This window comes from Stenotrophomonas sp. STEN020, assembly GCF_056760195.1.
This window is the reverse complement of the sequence record NZ_JBRREI010000015.1, coordinates 14,484-33,870: the sequence shown is the minus strand read 5'-3', so window position 1 is coordinate 33,870 and position 19,387 is coordinate 14,484. Positions and strand designations below refer to the sequence as shown.

Annotated in this window: 14 protein-coding genes; 7 read left to right on the top strand and 7 right to left on the bottom strand. The window is 60.5% G+C overall.

Annotation, left to right across the window (positions count from 1 at the left end):
- Positions 1-144: 144 nt before the first annotated feature.
- Entirely contained in the window at positions 145-1,305 is a 1,161-nt protein-coding gene (locus tag ACVOLZ_RS08590) for a hypothetical protein (protein WP_481515800.1), read from the bottom strand.
- Positions 1,306-2,216: 911 nt separating this feature from the next.
- On the opposite strand from ACVOLZ_RS08590, the gene ACVOLZ_RS08585 reads away from it, so the two are divergent.
- Entirely contained in the window at positions 2,217-4,487 is a 2,271-nt protein-coding gene (locus ACVOLZ_RS08585; RefSeq protein WP_481515799.1) for a ComEC/Rec2 family competence protein, read from the top strand.
- Between the two features lie 82 nt (positions 4,488-4,569).
- Here the strand turns inward: ACVOLZ_RS08585 and ACVOLZ_RS08580 are convergent, their stop codons facing one another.
- Complete coding sequence (locus ACVOLZ_RS08580) at positions 4,570-5,067, bottom strand: OST-HTH/LOTUS domain-containing protein (protein WP_481515798.1); 498 nt, start codon at positions 5,065-5,067, stop codon at positions 4,570-4,572.
- A 304-nt stretch (positions 5,068-5,371) separates the two neighbouring features.
- On the opposite strand from ACVOLZ_RS08580, the gene ACVOLZ_RS08575 reads away from it, so the two are divergent.
- Positions 5,372-5,572 (top strand): DUF5990 family protein, encoded by a 201-nt coding sequence (locus ACVOLZ_RS08575; RefSeq protein WP_481515797.1) that lies wholly within the window; start codon positions 5,372-5,374, stop codon positions 5,570-5,572.
- Between the two features lie 302 nt (positions 5,573-5,874).
- On the opposite strand, the gene ACVOLZ_RS08570 is transcribed toward ACVOLZ_RS08575, so the two are convergent.
- Positions 5,875-6,069: a hypothetical protein gene (locus tag ACVOLZ_RS08570; RefSeq protein WP_481515796.1), complete on the bottom strand. Its 195-nt coding sequence runs from the start codon at positions 6,067-6,069 to the stop codon at positions 5,875-5,877.
- Between the two features lie 279 nt (positions 6,070-6,348).
- Positions 6,349-7,461 carry an alpha/beta hydrolase gene (locus ACVOLZ_RS08565; protein WP_481515795.1) on the bottom strand — a complete coding sequence of 371 codons (1,113 nt, stop codon included), beginning with the start codon at positions 7,459-7,461 and terminating at the stop codon, positions 6,349-6,351.
- Positions 7,462-8,180: 719 nt separating this feature from the next.
- Here ACVOLZ_RS08565 and ACVOLZ_RS08560 point away from each other — a divergent pair.
- The 4 genes from ACVOLZ_RS08560 (at position 8,181) to ACVOLZ_RS08545 (ending at position 13,752) form a co-directional block, all read left to right on the top strand.
- The gene (locus tag ACVOLZ_RS08560) at positions 8,181-8,975 is read left to right on the top strand and encodes a DUF4198 domain-containing protein (protein WP_481515794.1); all 795 of its coding nucleotides are present in this window, start codon (positions 8,181-8,183) and stop codon (positions 8,973-8,975) included.
- Positions 8,976-9,001: 26 nt separating this feature from the next.
- Positions 9,002-9,850, top strand: coding sequence for an EF-hand domain-containing protein (locus tag ACVOLZ_RS08555; RefSeq protein WP_481515793.1), 849 nt, complete (start codon positions 9,002-9,004; stop codon positions 9,848-9,850).
- Positions 9,851-10,006: 156 nt separating this feature from the next.
- A complete protein-coding gene (locus ACVOLZ_RS08550) occupies positions 10,007-12,307 on the top strand; it encodes a TonB-dependent hemoglobin/transferrin/lactoferrin family receptor (protein ID WP_481515792.1) in 2,301 nt (766 codons plus the stop codon).
- 179 nt (positions 12,308-12,486) lie between these two features.
- Entirely contained in the window at positions 12,487-13,752 is a 1,266-nt protein-coding gene (locus ACVOLZ_RS08545; protein WP_481515791.1) for a serine hydrolase domain-containing protein, read from the top strand.
- 121 nt (positions 13,753-13,873) lie between these two features.
- On the opposite strand, the gene ACVOLZ_RS08540 is transcribed toward ACVOLZ_RS08545, so the two are convergent.
- Both ACVOLZ_RS08540 and ACVOLZ_RS08535 read right to left on the bottom strand, forming a co-directional pair.
- Complete coding sequence (locus ACVOLZ_RS08540) at positions 13,874-14,515, bottom strand: CDGSH iron-sulfur domain-containing protein (RefSeq protein ID WP_481515790.1); 642 nt, start codon at positions 14,513-14,515, stop codon at positions 13,874-13,876.
- Positions 14,516-14,695: 180 nt separating this feature from the next.
- Positions 14,696-15,538, bottom strand: coding sequence for a class I SAM-dependent methyltransferase (locus tag ACVOLZ_RS08535; protein ID WP_481515789.1), 843 nt, complete (start codon positions 15,536-15,538; stop codon positions 14,696-14,698).
- Between the two features lie 295 nt (positions 15,539-15,833).
- On the opposite strand from ACVOLZ_RS08535, the gene ACVOLZ_RS08530 reads away from it, so the two are divergent.
- Entirely contained in the window at positions 15,834-17,327 is a 1,494-nt protein-coding gene (locus tag ACVOLZ_RS08530) for a SulP family inorganic anion transporter (protein ID WP_481515788.1), read from the top strand.
- A gap of 264 nt (positions 17,328-17,591) precedes the next feature.
- Here the strand turns inward: ACVOLZ_RS08530 and ACVOLZ_RS08525 are convergent, their stop codons facing one another.
- Positions 17,592-19,340 carry an acyl-CoA dehydrogenase family protein gene (locus ACVOLZ_RS08525; protein ID WP_481515787.1) on the bottom strand — a complete coding sequence of 583 codons (1,749 nt, stop codon included), beginning with the start codon at positions 19,338-19,340 and terminating at the stop codon, positions 17,592-17,594.
- Positions 19,341-19,387 lie beyond the last annotated feature (47 nt).

Sequence of the window (19,387 nt, the reverse complement as noted above, 5' to 3'; positions counted from 1 at the left end):
CACTACTCTCACTCTGAGAGGAGAAACGGTAAGTGCGCTCCCCTCTTTACACCACGTAGTACCTATCATTATCTGGGTGAACTACGTGGCTCTGAGTGGAGATCTTGAGTCCATCTCCATAGCCTGAGATGGATATGTAAAGAATTACATCGCACGACGACTTAGCTGGTCGAGTGTGTTCCGAGCGCCATGAAGACAAAGTTCGTCGAACTGTCTTGAGCCTTTGACGATTGCGGATATGTCATTGAGCTTGAGGAGTTTCTCATACACATCTAGACGAGCCATCTGGAATCTCATCCAGGCGCGGTAGCTGCCGGTGGTGTGAGTGAGTGCGGCGCGATACTCAGAGAACTTGTAGTAGTAGAACTGAAATGCGGCCTGGTATTGGTAAGGGCGATCATCTCTTAGTCCCTTCCTAAGGAGCTGCTCGGGATCTTTGCCTTGACTCTCTTGGCCAGGCCAGTACGGCGGTTCGAGCTCCTTATCTGCCCGAGATTTCTGGCCGTACGCGAAGGCGCAAAGTGCCGCAACCATGTCGACAACCGAGATGCACTTTGCATCGGGATCTGTTTCGTCATAAGACCGATACGCATGTGCCCTGAGGATGAACTGCGAGAGTCCAATGTTCTTCATGTGCCTGGTCTTCACTGTCTTCCATCCGGTAGCGCCGGTCACCAACTTGTTCAATCTGAGTTGGAGAGATTCCATGAAGAGTTGGCATTCCCTGACCGATACAATTTTGGTATCGGGGCAAATCAGCCATCCTGCTTTCTTCGTTAGATACTTGCAGAATGACGCAATGAGTTCATCACATGGCAGTACGCCGTGGATATGTGAATTGCTCTCGAATCGGTCCCGATGCTCCGCAATGAAGTGCTGAAGTCCTAGCGTTTTCAGGTGGCAGTAGATGGCCTCGGCAACCGCAGGTTCGCTTTTCGGAGTAGCAACTGAAAGAGAGCGGATGTTGATCGAGATCTTGTCGTAAACCTCGATCAACTGGTCCTCGGATGAGAGGCCTCGCTTGAAGAGGACAAGAGTTGCGTCATTAACGTGCTCAATGCGCCGATTCAGTCCCTCCGCGAAAGTGAGCTGATCGCCTGCCGAGGCCATGTCATCGAGTAGGCGCAGTTTCACTGGATCAATCTCATTCGCTAGAGCGCGTGCAAGTTTGCTGATGATCCGCGCTCCTTCGGGATCGCGTGGCGTTGTAGTGATGGAGCATTGCTCCATGGTGGCGCGCGCGCTGCTGCCAAGTGGATCGATGAGGGTGAAGAGTTGCTTCTTTTCCCTGCGACTGGTGCGCAAGAGAAGCTTTATGGCTTTTAGGTGTCCTGTCGGGACAGGTTCGTCCAGAGTGGCTGGCTTACGACCGGCCACGAGTGAGATAAATGTCTGAACGCGATCAAGCGAGTCGTATGAGAACAGCTCCCCATTGCTCAGCGCGTTGTCTCCATTCAGTTCTTCTAGTAGTTCGCGAAGAGATGCGCGCGTGAGGGGAGCCGCGTCTGAGTCTCTTCCGAGGTCAAAGCGTGGTTCCGGTGTGGCGGTCTTCCTTGATCGAGGCTTTCGTATGCTCTCTACTTGCTTGCGGTCTCTCATCAGTGCCTGAGATGTATAGCGGTCGCTGAGAATAGCTTACGGATAATTCCGAGACCGGCTCTGGATATGATGGCATAGGTCTTTCGTGCGATACAGAGGGGTGGTGTCTCTCGGGCGCTAATGGCGGCTGCTCTTCGATGGAGTGAAGGCGAGGCGGGGCAGGACCGATTGTTGAGCGGTGCTCCGGCTCAAAATTCTCGTGCATTGCGCTTGCTTGAACCTTGGGGCTTTCGACCTGTTCCAGAGAGGGAGAGAAGTCAGCGCATCCCGGGCATCTTGCCGAACTACGTTGTTCTTGAGCTTGCACGCTCTTTACGGACGGGTCCCTGGCAGTCACAGTCCAGGCGAGCGGAAAAGTGAGTCAGATGTGAATCGCTGCTAGCTCGGGTGGAACGTCGTACAGGGCACGCGGACAACCCTTCTCACATTGGGCGTGCATGCCGTGCAGATGGCTGATGTAGGTCACCGGCTATGATGGGAACTGCCGTCCCGCGCGTTGCCGCTGCTTTCTCTCGGAGTCGCCCGCGGTGATCGTCTCGGGCGCCTAAGCTTGGCCAGCGTCAGGCTAAGGCGGCGCACGTGTCCAGTCCACACAACCCCAGCCGAGCCCAAAGTAGATGACGAACGTATCCAAGGCTCAACTTAAGGTGGAGCTTCTCGACGTCGGTCACGGAGATGCGCTGCTGTTGCACTGGATCCCTGAGCAAGGAGATCCCTCGACGATCCTTGTCGACGGAGGTCCCCGCGCTGGCGGGGACAGGATCAGGCAGTCGGCCGAAGGCATCGGGGCATCGAAGATCGATCTGGTCGTCCTCAGCCACTGCGATGCCGACCATGTGGACGGCCTACTGGCCTACGTCCAGAGCCAGCCTCGCCTTCCCATCGAGAAGTACTGGGGGCCATGCATCCCCGCATTCGAGCGTCACAGCTGGCTCTTTCCGCCACGGATCAGACGAGGGCTTGACCAGACCAGGATACTGCAGAATGCCCTTGGTCCCGGGTGCAAGATCTCTTGGCCTGTCGAAGGGGCCACATGGGTCAGCCCCGACGAGGGGCTTTCGATCAGGGTTATTTCGCCTGCCGGCCGTCTGATCGAGCGCCTGCTTCTCGGTGAAGATGCGTTGAGCCTGTTTCTCGAGTACCCCACACCGTTGGGATGGTTGCTTACCGGTTCCCCCGAACCGCAAGGCGGAGAAGATCCTTTCGAGGACCTGCGAGATGCGATCGCAAGCGGTGAAATCACGCCGGACAGGATCACTGGCAACCTGAAGAGCACGGCCTCGCCGGGCTCCCTCCATGATGCCGTACAGGAGGCGGCTGGCAAGGGCGTGGAACCGGAGTTCTTCGGTAATTCCGTGCTCAACGACACTTCGATCGTGCTGCTTGTCGAAGCCCGGATCGGCAGGGTGCGTCGGCGGCTGTTGTTCACGGGCGACCTAGAGAACTTCACTTACCTGATGGCGCGCTGGCCCATGGGCTTAGGATGCGACATCGTGAAGGCGCCACATCACGGCTCCTATTCGTTTGTCGACCGCGCCCCGGCCTACGATGCGGTATGGCAATGGCTGCGTCCACGCGCGGCCCTGGTGAGCGCCAATGGCAAACACAACTTGCCTCGCACTGATTTCCGGGATGCGGCCCTGCGCTATGGCGCAACCCTGTTCTGCACGTCGCGGCGGAGCCGTGAGATCGTGAGCGGACCTGTCCAGTCGCAGTGTTGCCATACCCTGTACGGCTGCAAGCAGCGTAAGCAGGAGGCGGTTTCGCTTTCAGTCAGCGAAACCAGCATCTATGCGGAGGGCGTAGCGTGTGCGCGCGGCAATCTTTCGGGCGTCATGCCCGTGATCGAGGTTCGCCAGCACGTGGTCGAACCAAGCCCAATTCTTTCCACGCTTGCCGATGGCGAGATTAGGAAGCACGTCGAATGGGTGATGAAGTGGTTGCGTCGCACGATGCAGGATCGACGTGAGCGACCTGCCAATGCCGATCTGGAGCCGATTTCGATCGATACCCTGCAGAAGGCGGCGGTGGCCGAGGGCAGGATTTCGGCTTCGGTGGAGATGGAAACGATTCTTGAGCGCGCTGCTCGCGAAGGCAAGGTCTGGCTTTCGCGGAAAGATCGGTTCCGAAGCACGGATCGGAAGGCGTGGGCTATGCCTACCAAGAACGATCTGGATGATCTGAAAGCCTGGATCGACGGGTACTACGTTGTGCAATTGGCTGTGAAGGATGCAAACAGCGCCTCCGGAATGGAGGAGCTGCTTTATGCGGCCGATACGCAATGGCTCGCCAAGCGAATGGCAGAGAACCTGCGCTTTCCCCACGCCATGTTTGATGAAGCCATCTGGCCCTCGCTGGTCGTGCATCTGCTGCGCACGCGTGCTGTGGGCGAGCGCTCGCTCGTGGATCACAGTCGAAGCGTCTACAGCAGGGCGATGATCAATGCCAACGACGCCACGAAAGTCATAGTCCTTGTCAAGGAAGGGAGTATCGAGAACGGTGCGGTCGGGCTTGCAAGGAAGCTGAGTTCCATAGGCTCTATGGAAGGGCTGAAGCAGTACCTGCAAGACTCTGTGAATGGGTTGGATGCCTTGCGTGCCCCACCCCTGACATGGCCGGACAAACTCATGGGCCTAGTGTCGCCTCTGTCGCTAGCGGAGGCGGTGTTACCTCCCAGTGGACTGATGCGATACAACAAACACGAGACCCCGGAATACATTGGCGTGGAGGGTAAGGAGAAGGAACTCATCGAAAGCCTGATAACCAGCAGGGCGTTTGAATACGGTCACCGCACGATCACCCCCGAGTTGGTTCTGAGGATGTTTTCCGTGCTGATCTTCGCTGGTCTCAAACCCGTCAGTCTGCCCGCCAACCTCAAGCGAAAATAGGATCGGACGACCAACACGTCCAATCCAATCCCGGACTGGTAAGCTCGCCAGTTGTCATGATCGGCGCGCAGACGCGCTCGGTCTACGTCGTGGTCTCAAACTTGGCGGCGAGCCCGACAAACCAGTGGCTGCCTTCCCCCTTGCAGAAGCTCAGCAGGTCATAGGTCCGCACCATGCTCAGCAGGACCGAATGACCATAGGTCTTTGGCGAAAATGCCGGATCGTTGTGCTTCAGGTACTGCCCAAGGACTGCCAAGCTTACCTTGCCTTCGGACGTGCCACTTGCCAGTAACGCAACGGCATCTAACAGAAAACGCCGGCGTTGCTTGGGCAAGGGGGTCGTGGTCTCGGGCTTGGCCGCCTCGGTTCGGCCAGCATCGTTGCCGTCGGCTGCGACAGTCGCGCTCTCGGGATTGCCGGGCGGCGGTTGGCGTGCCCACTCGAAGAACTGATCTTTGGCATGACACATAGCGTTTGGGGTCTTGGGTTCGCCGACGATGTGCGCCGTGGCGCCCCTTTCGTTCGCCGTCTTTCGCGAGTACGGGCTAAAGGCATTCGGCTGAAACTGCGGTACACGCATTCGCCCAGCTCAAGTCGTCAAGGTACTATGTGTGGATGAACTGAAACTTCTTGAAATCAACTACGAAATCGCGAGAAGCGCAAACGAAAGTCCAGACTGTCAAGCCAGATCCAAGCGACGATGGGCTAGGCGGTGGTCGCTACGGTCTTTTACGAACTCAGCTTATGAGCGGCCAACAAGCGGCTATGGGCCATCGCTACACCTCGCTCGACACAGCAGTGCTCCGCCGTTCTTTGACCCACCGCATTAGAGCTTCGGTAGTATCGGTGGGTGAGTCGAGTGTCTGGTAAGAATCCATTCGGGGGTGCTTGCAACACAAACTGGATCTCAATGGATGCGGAGAGCAAAGGTTCCCCTTGAAGGGATTAGCCAGGAGCTGATTGCTGCGGCATGCGTACAACCAAAGGCAGTGCTTACGGCAGAGATCGCCGGTATGTCGTACGACGGCGGACCATGCTGTGCGATAGTTCCTCTACTAGTCCCCTGGCAGATTGAATCGCGTTAGCCGGAGAAAGCTGGCCCCATCTGTTTGAACAGCTAAGCCCGGTTGGATAAGTGGATTGCATACGGTGGACTGGGCTCACGCGCAATCTGCGGCCGCCAGCCGCCGGTTATTCCAAGTGATTGCGCGAGGCCTTTGACTGTCCGAGGATGTCCAGAATGGTCCTGCAGAAGTCGGCAAAGAAAGTGAGTCAGAAAGTGAGTCAAATGATATATTAAATTTAATAAAGACTTTAAATATCAATTATTTATAGGTTAATTTCGGTTGCTGGTGGGCCACCACTAAACGCCTTACGGTTCAACGGTCTATCCGTTTTGCTTCTTGGTGATTTTGGAGACTCCTGAAAAATGTCCCGAGAAATCGGGCATTTTTGCGGTTTCCACGACTGGAGCGTCGTGATCGTAGGTGTCGAGCATTCCCGTGTCTTTATGATCGTTACTTTGTTGCTTGGGACCGTGCGGGCTGAATCGCTCGGATTCTGTGATGACGCCGTCGGTCATCGCAGCGGTGATTTTCTTCTGCCACGCTGCATCTAGATCGTCTTTCGTCAGCTGCTCGCCGCACTCTCTGTGATGAAGATAGGGCGCTGCTCAGGCTTGAGCGGCGCGAGGCGTGCGCTGTTGCGGTCCGTGCAAGGATCTTTGCACGCAATGCTTTGGCTTCATCCCATGCCACCCGTAGCTCAGGAATCCACCGCGCGCTCTTGTCTCGGCTCCCGAGGTCATCCCAACAAAGGCTGACTCTGTCCAGAAAAACCTGGGAACTCCAGTCATCGGCGCTTAGTAATCGGGAAGGTCGCTTCCGGCCAGTGGGCGCACGTCTTGAACAAGATGCACCAGCACTCGTCCCGGCTCTTCGGTTGCAATCATGTGGGCTGAATTTTCAAACCACACTATTTTTTTGAAGGGCGCCTCGACCTTTGGTAGCCAAGATGCGACGTTCTCGGAGGGCGTCGTATTGTCATGGCGACCCGCGAAAATAATGATCGGGGTATCGAACCTGGTGAGACCGGTCAGGTCCAGCTTTGCCTCTTGAGGAAGAAGCGACTTCAAGGACATGGCGGTTCCGCTGTCGATGGCCTCTATGTCCTTGTCCGAATACTCGGGAGACAATTCGATTGCATTGCCGTACCAGCCGTGCGTACTCCTGCCGGCAGCCAGCCCTCCATAGTGCCCCGACCATTTCCTAAGCACACGGACCTTCTCCAACGGCGTACTCCCGTCCACATTCGGATATGGGGCGATGGCCTCAAGCTCCTTGGTGGCCTGTGTATTCCCTGCCTCTCGCGCAATCTGCAGTGTATTGGCGTATCCGACACGCTCATTGTCGTGACCGTTCAGTAGCTGACCTTCGCCCACGTACGCGTAGAGCCACTCCGGGTGGCGCTTGGCCAAACTCAGCCCGAGCACGCTCCCCCAAGAATGTCCGAGCACAAACACTTTCTTCTTGTCGTAGTGCTTTTGCAGATACTGCACTACCTCGCCAGCGTCAGAGATCATGCGCTCAATGGTCAATGTGGGCTCGACCAACTTGGCATCATTGGACGCGTGTGTCTTTCCTGCACCCCGCTGATCCCATTGAACTACGGTGAAGTAGTCTTCCCAGCCGGCTTGATATACCCAGCCCAGGGGCATTTCCACCGAACCAGGCCCCCCGTGGATGACCAGCAGGATTGGGTTTTGGCGATCGCGTCCGCGAACGCTGATCCATTGCTTTATGCCCCCGATCGGAATCTCAAGCTGCTCCTGAACGCCATTAGGCGACACAATCTTCTGAATATCACCGATTGCAGCCCTCACTTCCTCACGCGTATATCGTTGCCCTTCATCAGCGAAAGCGGAGGTGGAGTAGCAGAGAATTGATGCAGCCAACGCGAGCACAATGTGTTTCATTGATCGAGCCTATCCCCTTTTTCTCGCGAACTGTACAGCAATCACATGCAAGCCATCTCAGCTTCGCTGCACTTCAATGTCTGATCGTTAGAGGCTCGAATTTTGTCCAGCGAATCGCTAGCGATGGAGGCCGTCCGCGCCTTGAGCCTACGATGGAAATTGGCTTTTCTGACTTCACACATGCGTACCACGAGTTGGACAAGGCCAACGCTTCAGTGGCTGTGCTGATCATGGGGTATCTCCTTTCTGCTGATCGGCAAGTGCTTTGTAGCGGGGTGCGTTGTCCGATAGAAAGACTTGGGCTCCTCGCGCACCAGCTTGGAGAGTTGTAAGCAAGGCGTGCTGTATCAGCGGCGATGCGGCAGCCAGGAGCGGTTGCAACCTGGAGCAGCAGCAATCACCTGCCCAGTGATAGTCGAACTGCAGTTGGTCGGACCTTGGAATCTTTTGGCGGCTCGCGCGCTGCCGTGCCTGATACAACTCCTGCAGGGCTACATGTGCCTGAAGCTCATTGGCACGACGCACGACGCACGACGCACGACCAACGCGAATCTATTGCTGTGGCAGTGGTTGCCGTTGCCCCGACTCCGGACCTCGGTCGGCCACGAAAGGCTTGGCTAATGGCACCAATCTCGAACAAATAGTATTGCGAATCATTCGCAATTGACTTAGGGTAGCGCCCGCCGGCATATAGCCGGTCGCTCCCATGAGACCTGTCGATGAACTTCCGTCCTTTGGCCTGCCTGCTGCTGGCCGCTGCGGTACTGCCTGCCCAGGCGCATACGCCGTATCTCGCCCCGGCCACCTTCAAGGTGCAGCCGACCAGCACGGTTACCCTGGATGCCAGCTTCGCCGAGCATTTCTTCGTGCCTGAAGTGGTGTTCGACAACAGCGAGTTCGTCGTCACCGATCCTGACGGTGTGCAGCATGCGCCCGATGTGGTGCAGCGACTGAAGACACGCGCCGTGGTCGAGCAGACCCTGCCGGGCAAGAAGGGCACGTACCGCTTCTCTACCGGCAACCGCCTTGGCGCCGTGTTCCGCACCTGGGAAGTGGATGGCCGCAAGGAAAGCAGCCGTGATCCGGCCAAGCCACTGCCGGCCGGTGCCACCATGCTCTCGCACTACCAGAGCCTGTCGCGCTCGGAGGTCTACCTGACCGCCGGTGAGCCGACCCGGCAAGCCTTGGCGCCGTATGGCAAGGGCCTGGAGCTGGTGCCGGTGACCCATCCATCGGACCTGTATGTCAGTGAGCAGTTCGTCTTCGAGGTGCATTACGACGGCAAGCCGTTGCCGGCACAGAAGGTGGAGATCCACGCCGCACGCGGTGACGACGAGATCCAGCCGGCTCCGGCCGAGTTGACCACCGATGCTGCAGGCAAGGCCTCGTTCGCCTTGCAGCAGCCGGGCACCTACCTCGCCCTGATCCGCTACCGCGGTCCGGCGCCTGCCGGCGCGACGGCGCCGGAGTACGGCAACAACTACACGCTCAGCTTCCGCGTGCTCGAGCCCTAAGCCGCTTTCCAACAGGGATATCCCCGATGAAAACCTCCTTTGCTGTTGCCACGCTGCTGGCAGCGGTGCTGGCCCCGCTTGCCTCGGCGCAGGCCGCCGCGCCGCCCGTGGTATCGCCGACGGTTACCGCCTTCCTGACCCAGTTCGATCCGGACAAGACCGGTGCAGTGAGCTGGGATGCCTTTGAGCAGTTCCGTCGGCAGCGTTATGACGCCACCGATGCCAACAATGATGGGCACGTTGATCGCCAGGAATACGTGGACGAGTACCTGCAGCGCTTCGATGTGCGCCTGGCCGATGCGCGTGCCGGCCACCTGCGCCAGACCGATACTCGCTTCAAGGCGCTGGACCGCGACAAGAATGGCAGCATCAGCCGGGCCGAGTTCGATGCTGCCGGTGAGCGCACCTGGGCCGGCTACGAGAAGAGCCAGGACGCCACCCGGGAAACCGCTGCCAGTGACAACCGCGATCCGCTGAAGATGCCAACCTCGCACACCGCCAACGGCATGCTGGAGTTGTACGACCGCAATGGCGATGGACTGGTGGAGCGCGCCGAATTTGACGCTGCACGTAGTGCGACTTTTGCTGCCGCCGCTGCCAATGGCGATGGCGTGTTGGATCTGGCCGAATACACCGCCGAGTTTGAAGGCCGGCTGGACGCCCAGCGCAGCAAGGTCCGCGACGCGGCAAGCCGCCAGGCCAGCGTGCGCTTCGATTCGCTGGATACCGACAAGGATGGCCGCATGACCTTCGCCGAGTATCAGGTGTCCGGCAAGCGCCTGTTCGACCGTGCTGACAGCAACGGCGACGGCATCGTCGATGCGCGCGATCCCGAGCCGGTTGCCGGTGCCCATTCGGCCAACGGCAACCGTTGAGCCCCGCGTACCGGTCGCAGCTCGCGACCGGTCACTCCAGTTTCTGCAATGACACGGCGCCTGTTCGGCGCCGATGCCCCCCAGCCGGCATGGTCCATGTGATCGAGCAGCCAGGAACGGCGTATTCCCGCCATTACCTTTCTGTGGAGATCTCTCATGAACTCAGCTGTATCCCTGCTTGCGCTGGCCGTGCTGGCCAGTCTGTCCGGCACTGCCCGCGCCGAAGCGCTGGCTGACGCCTCCAACCTGGACACGGTCCGGGTTCAGGCCGAGCGGGCAAAGAAGAGCAAGTCGCGCAACCAGAACGTGACCGTTCTAAGCGCCGCCGATCTCGATGCCGAGATGGCCAACAACATGGAAGAGGCGATCCGCTACATCCCGGGCGTAAGCGTGGTCGACATGGGCCGCTTCGGTGACAACGGCTTCAACATCCGTGGTCTGGAAAGCGATCGCGTGGCGATCACCGTCGATGGTCTGAGCCTGGCCGAATCGGTGGAGACGGCGCGCTCCTACGAGTTCTTCCGCAGCGGCCGCGGTGATGTGGATATCGATACGCTGAAGAGCCTGCAGGTGGTCAAGGGTGCTGATTCGATCACCTCCGGTAGCGGTGCGCTCGGTGGCGCGGTGGTATTCACCACCAAGGACCCGGCGGACTACCTCAAGCCTGAAGGCAACGACACCCACGTCGGGGTGAAGTTCGGCTACAGCGGCTCCAACGACGAGAGCATGGGCACGCTGAGCTTCGCCAACCGCACCGGCATCGTCGAGTCGATGCTGGTCTATACCCGCCGCGAAGGCCATGAAAGCGAAAGCTGGTACGACAGCACGGTGGACCGGATCGGTGTCGGTCGGCGCACGCCGGATCCGGTCGACAGTACGCGTGACAACCTGCTGGGCAAGGTTGATCTACAGTTGTCGGACGCACACACGCTGGGCTTCATGTACGAGCGCGGCCGCGCCCACAACGAGGTCGACAATCTTTCACGCGTGTACGCGCCGGGCTATCTGGAGCGCAAAGGCGACGATCGCAATGACCGTGATCGCTATGGCGTGACCTGGCAGTGGCGTGCAGGCAATGCCGTGTTCGACACCCTTGATGCGCAGCTGGACCGCCAGATCACCGACAGCCGCGGCGTTACCCGAATTCTGGCCGGCAGCGGCTGCCCGGGTGGTGGTGCTCCCTGCAAGCGCAGCGAAGACCGCGCCACCGAGCAGACCCTGGATCGCGCCGCGTTGGATTTCAGCAAGGTGGTGGAAGGCCCGGTGCGGCATGACATCGGCTACGGCCTGGCTTGGCAGCAGCGCGACATCGATTACACCGCGGTGGACACCCGTTGGAATGCGGCCGGTGGTATCGCCAGCGTGGAGCATGATCCGCGCCAGGTGCCCAAGACCGATGCCCGCTCCTGGAACCTGTACTTGCGCGACAGCCTGAGCCTGTTCGACGAGCGCCTGCAGCTCAGCGGTGGCCTGCGCTATGACCGCTACGATTACTCGCCGCAGGTAGACAGTACGTTCGTCGACAAGACCGGCAGCGTGCGTGACCTTCGCTTCTCGGCGCCGAGCTGGCAGGTGGGGGCGGAGTTCCGCTTCCTGCCCGACCATGCGCTGTGGGCGCAGCTGGGCCGCGGCTTCCGTGCACCGAGCGTGGCGGATCTGTATTCGCCGACCAGCGCCAGCGCCGCGTTCGATGCAGTGAGCGGTGCACCGATCCAGCTGGATACCTCGATGTCCAACCCGGACCTTGATGCAGAGAAGAGCCTCAATATCGAACTGGGCTATCGCTGGACCACCGATCGCGCGCAGTTGGGGTTCTCGGTGTTCCGCGACCAGTACGACAACTTCATCGAGACGGTGACCACGCCGGTGCCGTATGCCAATGGTTACCGCACCACGCCAACCGGCCCTGTGCAGTACAGCTACAACAGCACGATGCCGATCAATGCGGGCAAGGTGACGGTGAAGGGCGCCGAGCTGGAAGGGCGCTGGCAGATTGCCGACGCGTGGTCGTCGCGGATGGCGGCGGCGTATAGCAAGGGCGAGAAGCACAATGGCGATCCACTGGAGAGCATCGTGCCGGCCAGCGCGGTACTGGGTGTGCGCTATGCACCTTCGCCGCTGTGGAACGTCAGCGCCAACCTGACCCATGCCTGGGGCAAGAGTGCCAGCGATGCCTACACCACATCGGCCAATGGCACGCAGGTGGTGCCGGCGTGGACAGGCAAGGCCGACGGCTACACGGTGCTGGACCTGACCGGCAGCTGGAACATCACCTCGCAATTGCGGGTGACCGCGGGCATCTACAACCTGACCGATCGCGAGTACTACCTGTGGCAGCGCGTGCGGGTGATCAACAAGGGCACCAATACCCTGTACGGCTACGTCAACGATGACGGCATCGGCCGTTACAGCGAGCCGGGCCGCAACGCCCGCGTCACTGTGGCGTATTCGTTCTGAGTCATGGAGGGGTTGACCCCAACCCCCTCGCCCCTGGAACAACAGCGCAGGCACTGCGCTGTTGTTCTTTGGATGGGCCGGTGCGGTTCTACGTGCAGGCGACAACGCTTCCAAAGGTATCGCCCAACTCTCCCCGAACACCGGCTAAGCTCAGTAATCCGTAACGGAGGCTGTTGGCAATGCCGATTCGCACAGTTTCAGGTCGCCGTCGCTTTATCACCCACTCCGCAACCTTGGGCATTCTCGCCGCGTTGCCTTCGGCGCGTGCGCTGGCCGCTTCGTGCAAGGACGCTGCCACCAACTCCTGGATTCCGGACGACACATTCCTCGCCGAGCTGCCCCGGATCATGCAGGCCTTCGCGGTTCCGGGCGTTGGCATCGCCGTGGTTGAAGATGGTGTTGTGGTGTGGAGCAGGGGATTTGGCCTCGCCAATGCGCAGGCGCACACGCTAGTCGATGCGCGTACGGTGTTCGAGGATGCTTCGCTCAGCAAGCCGATGTTCGCCTATCTGGTGATGCAACTGGTGGAGCAGGGGCGGATCGATCTGGATGTTCCACTGGTGGGCTATCGGCGGCCCGACTATCTCGGCGATCATCCGTGGCTTGCGCTGATCACCGCGCGCGATGTGCTGCGGCACACGACCGGCCTGCCTGATTGGCGCAAGTCTCCATCAACCGAGAAGCTGGTGCCGATGGTGAAGCCAGGTACGCGCATCAACTATTCCGGTGAGGCCTTCGTGTGGCTGCAACTGGTAGTTGAGACAATCACCGGCCAGAGCCTGGATGAATCGATGCAGGTGCATCTGTTTGGTCCGGCTGGTATGAACGACAGCAGCTACACATGGAATGCGGATCTGGCGGCACGCTCGGTCTATGGACATCCTGCGCACGATCGAACCGACGCCGGAATGCCGCGCCAGGTGCTCCGCGAACAATGGGGTGTCGCCCAGCAGATCGCAGATCGTTGGGGTAAGCCGCTGTCGGCATGGAAGTACGCAGATGCCGAACGGGCAATGCCTGAAGTGCTGGCGCTGGCGCCGCCGGGTTTGGTGACATGGCCGGGCGATATCCTTGCCAATGCGGCAGCAAGCCTGCGCACGACGGTGCAGGATTATGCGAGCTTCCTGAGTCTGATGATGGCCGGCCGGCAACCTGCGTCATGGGAGATCAGCGAGGCTGCGCGGCAGGCGATGCTCACGCCGCAGATCAGCTTGCCTGGACGATGGACCGAGAAAGGGCTGGGTTGGAACACGGAGCAGACCCGCGACGGCCCGGTGTTCTATCACTCCGGCAGCAATAGCGGCATCTTCAAGAATTTCGCGATTGGTGATGCGCAGCGGCGGCGTGGCATCGTGGTGCTGACCAATGGTGGAAGCGGCTCGTTCGTACACCAGCGCGTGGTGCGTGCGGCGACGGGGTATGACCTGCTTTCCTACGATCTATAACCAAGATTCCGCAATCTGACCGGTTGCAAACGCTAGCCTGACCGGATGGTCTAGACGCTCCAGTTCAGCGTTTGATCCGGAGTTCCCGGATCACTCAAGTGGTTCTGTTCAATGCATCTAACTACTCGCCATCGGCTTGGAACCCAACCTTCTTGTGGCTGCCATCGCAGAAGGGCTTGTTGTTGGAGTGGCCGCAGCGGCACAGCCAGGTTTCAGTGAGCCGGTCGATGGTGCGGCCGGTGCCGCTGACGACTTCGAGATTGCCGATGACGTGCAATGGGCCGTTCTTTGTTGGATTAACCTGCAGCGGACCATCGCGTTGTGGCAGTGCTTCGGATTTCTTCTCCGCCGGTTCACCGGTAGCGATGAAGCCGCACTCGACATGGCGGTGATCGCAGAAAGGTTTGTTGTGCGATTCGCCGCAACGACACAGCGTGGCGCGCATGCCTTCGTCCTTGCCGGCGATCAGCAGGGGTGCGTTGAAGGCGAGCGGGCCGTTCTCACGGATATGCACCAGGTTCACCACCGGTGCCGGTTCGCTGTGCGTGCCGTCGTTGTATTCGTAGCGGATGGCACCGGAAGGGCAGTTGCGTGCGATCAGCTCCACTTCTTCCGGGGCGACTGCATCTGGGTGGATCCATTTACCCACCACATTCGGCACGAATACGTCCGGATGGCTGAGCACGCAGTTGCGCGAGTGGATGCAACGCTCGCCGTCGAAATGGATGGTGACGGTTTTGCCGCGTACGGTTTCGGTTGCCATGGGCTGCCTCCGCTTCGGAGTACGCAGTGTCGCGCGGAAGAGGTGAAGGCGGGGCGTATACAGCTAGGTTTTTTTGTGGGAGCGGCGTGAGCCGCGAAGCTGGGGCCAATGAAGCAACCATTGGACTGTGGCTTGATGGGGTACGAGCTTCGCGGCTTACGCCGCTCCTACAAAGGCAGGTTACTTGCGGGTGGCGAGCACGCCGTCTAGTGCAAGTTCTGCCTTGAAACCGGCTTTCTGCAGTCGGGTGGCGACTTCACGGGGTACATCGCGGCCGCTGGTGAGCTTGTTGGGGGCGCCGGTGTAGTGGAATAGGCGGCCACCTTTACGCAGCACGCGGGCGAGGTGATCGTAGAACACCTGCGAATACAGTTCGCCGGCAATGCCGAAGCGCGGTGGGTCGTGCAGGACGGCGTCCATCGAGGCGTCGGCGATGTCTTCGATTTCCTTGGAGACATCGCCATGCTTCAACTGCAGGCGGCCGCCAGCGTGTTCACCATCGGGATCCGGTGACCACGGGTTCAGGGTGCGCAGCCACAGCACTTCGGGGCTCTTTTCAAAGGAGCGGATGGCGGCCACGCCTTCATCCAGGCAGCAGGCGGCGAAGTAACCCATACCGCCGCAGGTATCGAGCACCTGTTTGCCGCGTGGCTCCACCAGCGCCACCTTGCGGCGGGCATCGTCCAGCGGCGAGATCTGCGCGCTGACCAGCATCTTGATGCCGTCGATCTCGAAGGTGGGGATACCCCAGTCGGTGGGCACCAGCTTGTACAGTCCGCTGCCGAAGCGCGAGGCAGCACTGAACTCCTCGCCATCCCAGTAGTAGATGGTGCGGTCCTTGAGCTTGGCCGGCCACGGGTAGTGCTGGCCGCGGTAGTGCCAGCTGTCGGCGCTGAGACTGACCGTGTCCTGGCTGCGGCCGAGGTCGAGCGATGCGCTGAACTCGCTGCTGCCTTTCTTCAAAGCGCTTTGCAGCTGCTCCAGCAGAGGGCGGGTTAGCAGGGGGCCGGTGTAGTGGGGCATGGGGGGCGAAGGCGATGCGGGGGAGGGAATGCTACCGCAGGGTTGGTTCTAGGGTTTTGGTTCTGCTCGAAAGGCACCCCTCCCCAGCCCTCCCCTTGCCTGCGGCAAGGGGAGGGAGCTTCTGCCCCCTCCCTTTTGCGGAGCAAAGGGGAGGGCCGGGGAGGGGTAGCTTTGGACGTTCACGAAAGCCAGCCCAACCAGCACCCAGCAACTCAAGCGGGCATAATTCGCGCCCCTTACCTTGATTCTGCCCGCACTGCCGCACCTCATCGGTCAGCGCTGGCGGCCAGCCCGTATGTCCTTCCTGCATTCTGAACTGGCGCAATGGCGTGCCAATCCCCTGCGTGAAATGTTGGCCGGTGCGGTGGCCACGTTTGCGCTGATCCCCGAGGTCATAGCGTTCTCGTTCGTGGCTGGGGTGGACCCGCAGGTCGGCCTGTTCGCCTCCTTCGTGCTGAGCATCGTCATCGCGGTGTTCGGCGGGCGGCCGGCGATGATTACCGCGGCTGCGGGTTCGGTGGCCTTGGTGGCGGCGCCGCTGATCAGCGCGCATGGTCTGCCCTATCTGTTTGCCGCGGGTCTGTTGGCGGGCGTCATCCAGATCGTGTTCGGCGTGCTGCGGCTAGGCGTGCTGATGCGCTTTGTCAGCAGCTCGGTGCGTACTGGTTTCGTCAACGCGCTTGCCATCCTGATCTTCGCCGCCCAGTTGCCGCAGCTGCATGGGGCCACTGCCGCCACCTGGGCGATGTTGGCGCTGGGACTACTGGTCATCTACGGACTGCCGCGGCTGCCCCTGCCAGGCGTCCGTGCGATTCCCTCCCCGCTGATCTGCATCGTGGTGCTGAGCGTGCTGGCGTCGTGGTTGAAGCTCGATCTGCCCACCGTCGCCGATCTGGGGAAATTGCCGGATGCCCTGCCGCAATGGATGGGTCTGCCATCGTTGCCGTTTGATCTGGAAACGCTGCGCATCATCGCGATGCCGGCCTTGGCGATCGCGATGGTGGGCCTGCTGGAGTCGATGATGACGGCACGGGTGGTCGATGAGCTCACCGATACGCCCAGTTCCAAGAACAGAGAATGCACCGGTCTGGGCGTAGCCAATATCACCGCCAGCCTGTTCGGCGGCATTGCCGGCTGCGGCATGATCGGGCAGACCGTCGGCAACGTGAAGTACGGCGGTCGTGGTCGGCTTTCGACCTTGTTTGCTGGCGTGTTCCTGCTGGTGCTGATGGTGTTGCTGAAGCCCTGGGTTGGCCAGGTGCCGGTGATCGCACTGGTGGCGATCATGGTGATGGTCAGCGTGTCTACCTTTGATTGGCGCAGCCTTGGCGCCCTGGTACGGCATCCGCGTCTGTCTGGTGTGGTGATGCTGGCGACGGTGGCAGTGACCTCGGGTACGCACAATCTGGCGGCCGGTGTTGGCGTTGGTGTGCTGCTGAGCGGGGTGTTCTTCGCGTTGAAGGTAGCGCGCCTGCTGCGTGTGGAAGCGCTGGATCAGGCTGATGGGAGCCTTCGCTATGTGGTGCGCGGGCAGGTGTTCTTTGCGTCGGCAGATGCGTTCATTGATGCGTTTGACCCGCGTGTGGCTGATAGGCGTGCGGTGGTGATTGATCTATCCGGCGCCCAGCTGTGGGATATCACCGCAGTAGCAGCGCTGGAGAAGGTGGTCAGCCGCTATCGCCAGCATGGCGTGAAACCGCGCGTGCTGGGGTTGGACCGACAGGGGCGGGCATTGATGCGGCGGGTGCTGCGTGAGGGTGAGCTGGCTGTGGACGACCTGCCGTTGTAGGAGCGGCGTAAGCCGCGAAGCCGGTGGAACTGCCGATCACCAGGTTGATTGCAATTACAGGATCTTCTTCGGCCGGTAGTTCGATGGCTTCGCGGTTTACACCGCTCCCACAAGCGTTGGCCGCAGGTGATGCTGCTGTGGGAGCGGCATCAGCCGCGAAGCTGATGCACTTGCCGGTTGCCTGGGAGTTTGCAATTGCAGGAACTCCCTCGGCAGATGGCGCTGTGGCTTCGCGGCTTACGCCGCTCCCACAAAACACATGGTTTACATCACATCCCAGGCATAGCCGCCGCGCTCCAGTACCGATGCCGCCAGCGATTCGACGATGTCGTCTTCGTTGCGCTCCAGCCCGCGTACGTTGCGCGCCATGCGTCGGCGCGCCTGGCGGGCAAACAGGCGGGCGATCTTCACTGCGTCGTCGGCTGCCGGGTGTCCCGCCTGCAGCAGGCTCTCCACGCGCGACAGCACGCACAGGCCGACAAAGAGATCGATGGCGATATCGGCTACGCGCTTCTGTGCGTGCTGCTGGTCGGCGATCTTCTTGCCGTGCTTGCGCAGCAGCCGGTCCGAGGCCTTGGACAGTTCCACTGTGTACTTCTCGCACAAGCGCGCCAATGGCCGCAGTGCATCGTTGAGCGGTGCACGAATACGGCCGGTGCCATAGCCGGTAGCCTCGCGCACGCGGCGGCCAGCGTAATCGCTAAGCACGCCGAAGCCCTTGATCGGGTCGTTGAAGATGCCGCCGACTGCAGTCTGCAGTTCACTCAGCGTCGCGCCAACACCCTTCAGGCCATTCAGTGCCACATACAGGCGCAGGATCTCGTTGGTGCCTTCGAAGATCGAAAGGATGCGCGTGTCACGGGTCATCTGCTCATACGGAAGTTCACGCATGAAGCCGTTGCCGGCGGCGATCTGTAGCGCCTCGTAGCAGCTGCGCTGCACCGCTTCGCTGGCGAAGATCTTGCTCATCGCCGCTTCCACCGAGTAATCGCTGCGACCGCTGTCGATCAGATGCGCCACCATCCACACCGTGCTTTCGGCGGCGAAACAGTCGGCGCTCATCTGCGCGATCTTTTCGCGCACCAGACCGAACTCGGCAATCGGCTGACCAAACTGTTTGCGCTCGTTGGCTTGGGCGCAGGCCATGCGGATCAGCGCACGCATGCCGCCCACGGCGCCGCCGCCCAGACCGGTGCGGCCGCTGTTGAGGATGTTCATCGCCACCTTGAAGCCCTTGCCGACCGGGCCCAGCACGTTGGCTGCGGGCACACGTACATCGCTGAAGGCGACCGTGGTGGTGGACGAGGCGCGGATGCCCATCTTGTCTTCGTGCGGGCCGTGGCTGACGCCTTCCCAGCCGGCTTCGACGATGAAGGCGGTGACCTTGCCTTCCGGCGTGTCGGTGCGTGCGAATACGGTATAGAAATCGGCGATGCCGCCGTTGGTGATCCAGATCTTCTCGCCGCTTAGCGTCCAACTGCCGTCGTCGTTGCGGTGTGCCTTGGTGCGGATGGCCGCAGCATCGGAGCCAGCGCCGGATTCGGTCAGGCAGAACGCGGCGATCATCTCGCCGCTGGCCAGCTTGGGCAGGTAGCGCTGTTTCTGCTCATCGTTGCCGAACAGCAACAAGCCCTTCATGCCGATCGAACTGTGCGCACCTATGGTCAGCGACACCGAGCTGTCATGGCTGCTGGTCTGGCCCAACACGCGCGCATAGGCACCGTTGGACAGCTCCAGCCCACCGAATTCCTCGGGGATGATCAGGCCGAACAGACCCATGTCACGCAGTGCCTGGATGAACTCCGGCGGCTGCTCGGCATCACGGTCGTACTGGCGCAGATCGGCGGCCTTGTCGGCCAGGAACTGGTCGATGGCATCGGTCATCGCGCCCAGCATCTCGCGGTCACGCTCGCGGATCTGGGGGTAGGGGAACAATACATCTTCGGCGATATGGCCAAAGAACAGCTGCTTGGCGATGCTTTCATCCAGGTTCTGTGCTGCAACGGTATTCACGTACGGCTCCTTGTGCTGCGAACGATGACGGCGTTTGCCCGATGATG

Excerpts from the sequence above, each read along its gene's own strand:
- ACVOLZ_RS08570 (WP_481515796.1), bottom strand. The coding sequence starts at position 6,069 with ATGACCGACGGCGTCATCACAGAATCCGAGCGATTCAGCCCGCACGGT.
- ACVOLZ_RS08560 (WP_481515794.1), top strand. The coding sequence starts at position 8,181 with ATGAACTTCCGTCCTTTGGCCTGCCTGCTGCTGGCCGCTGCGGTACTG.
- ACVOLZ_RS08585 (WP_481515799.1), top strand. The coding sequence starts at position 2,217 with ATGACGAACGTATCCAAGGCTCAACTTAAGGTGGAGCTTCTCGACGTC.
- ACVOLZ_RS08540 (WP_481515790.1), bottom strand. The coding sequence starts at position 14,515 with ATGGCAACCGAAACCGTACGCGGCAAAACCGTCACCATCCATTTCGAC.
- ACVOLZ_RS08565 (WP_481515795.1), bottom strand. The coding sequence starts at position 7,461 with ATGAAACACATTGTGCTCGCGTTGGCTGCATCAATTCTCTGCTACTCC.
- ACVOLZ_RS08555 (WP_481515793.1), top strand. The coding sequence starts at position 9,002 with ATGAAAACCTCCTTTGCTGTTGCCACGCTGCTGGCAGCGGTGCTGGCC.
- ACVOLZ_RS08530 (WP_481515788.1), top strand. The coding sequence starts at position 15,834 with ATGTCCTTCCTGCATTCTGAACTGGCGCAATGGCGTGCCAATCCCCTG.
- ACVOLZ_RS08580 (WP_481515798.1), bottom strand. The coding sequence starts at position 5,067 with ATGCGTGTACCGCAGTTTCAGCCGAATGCCTTTAGCCCGTACTCGCGA.
- ACVOLZ_RS08535 (WP_481515789.1), bottom strand. The coding sequence starts at position 15,538 with ATGCCCCACTACACCGGCCCCCTGCTAACCCGCCCTCTGCTGGAGCAG.
- ACVOLZ_RS08545 (WP_481515791.1), top strand. The coding sequence starts at position 12,487 with ATGCCGATTCGCACAGTTTCAGGTCGCCGTCGCTTTATCACCCACTCC.
- ACVOLZ_RS08550 (WP_481515792.1), top strand. The coding sequence starts at position 10,007 with ATGAACTCAGCTGTATCCCTGCTTGCGCTGGCCGTGCTGGCCAGTCTG.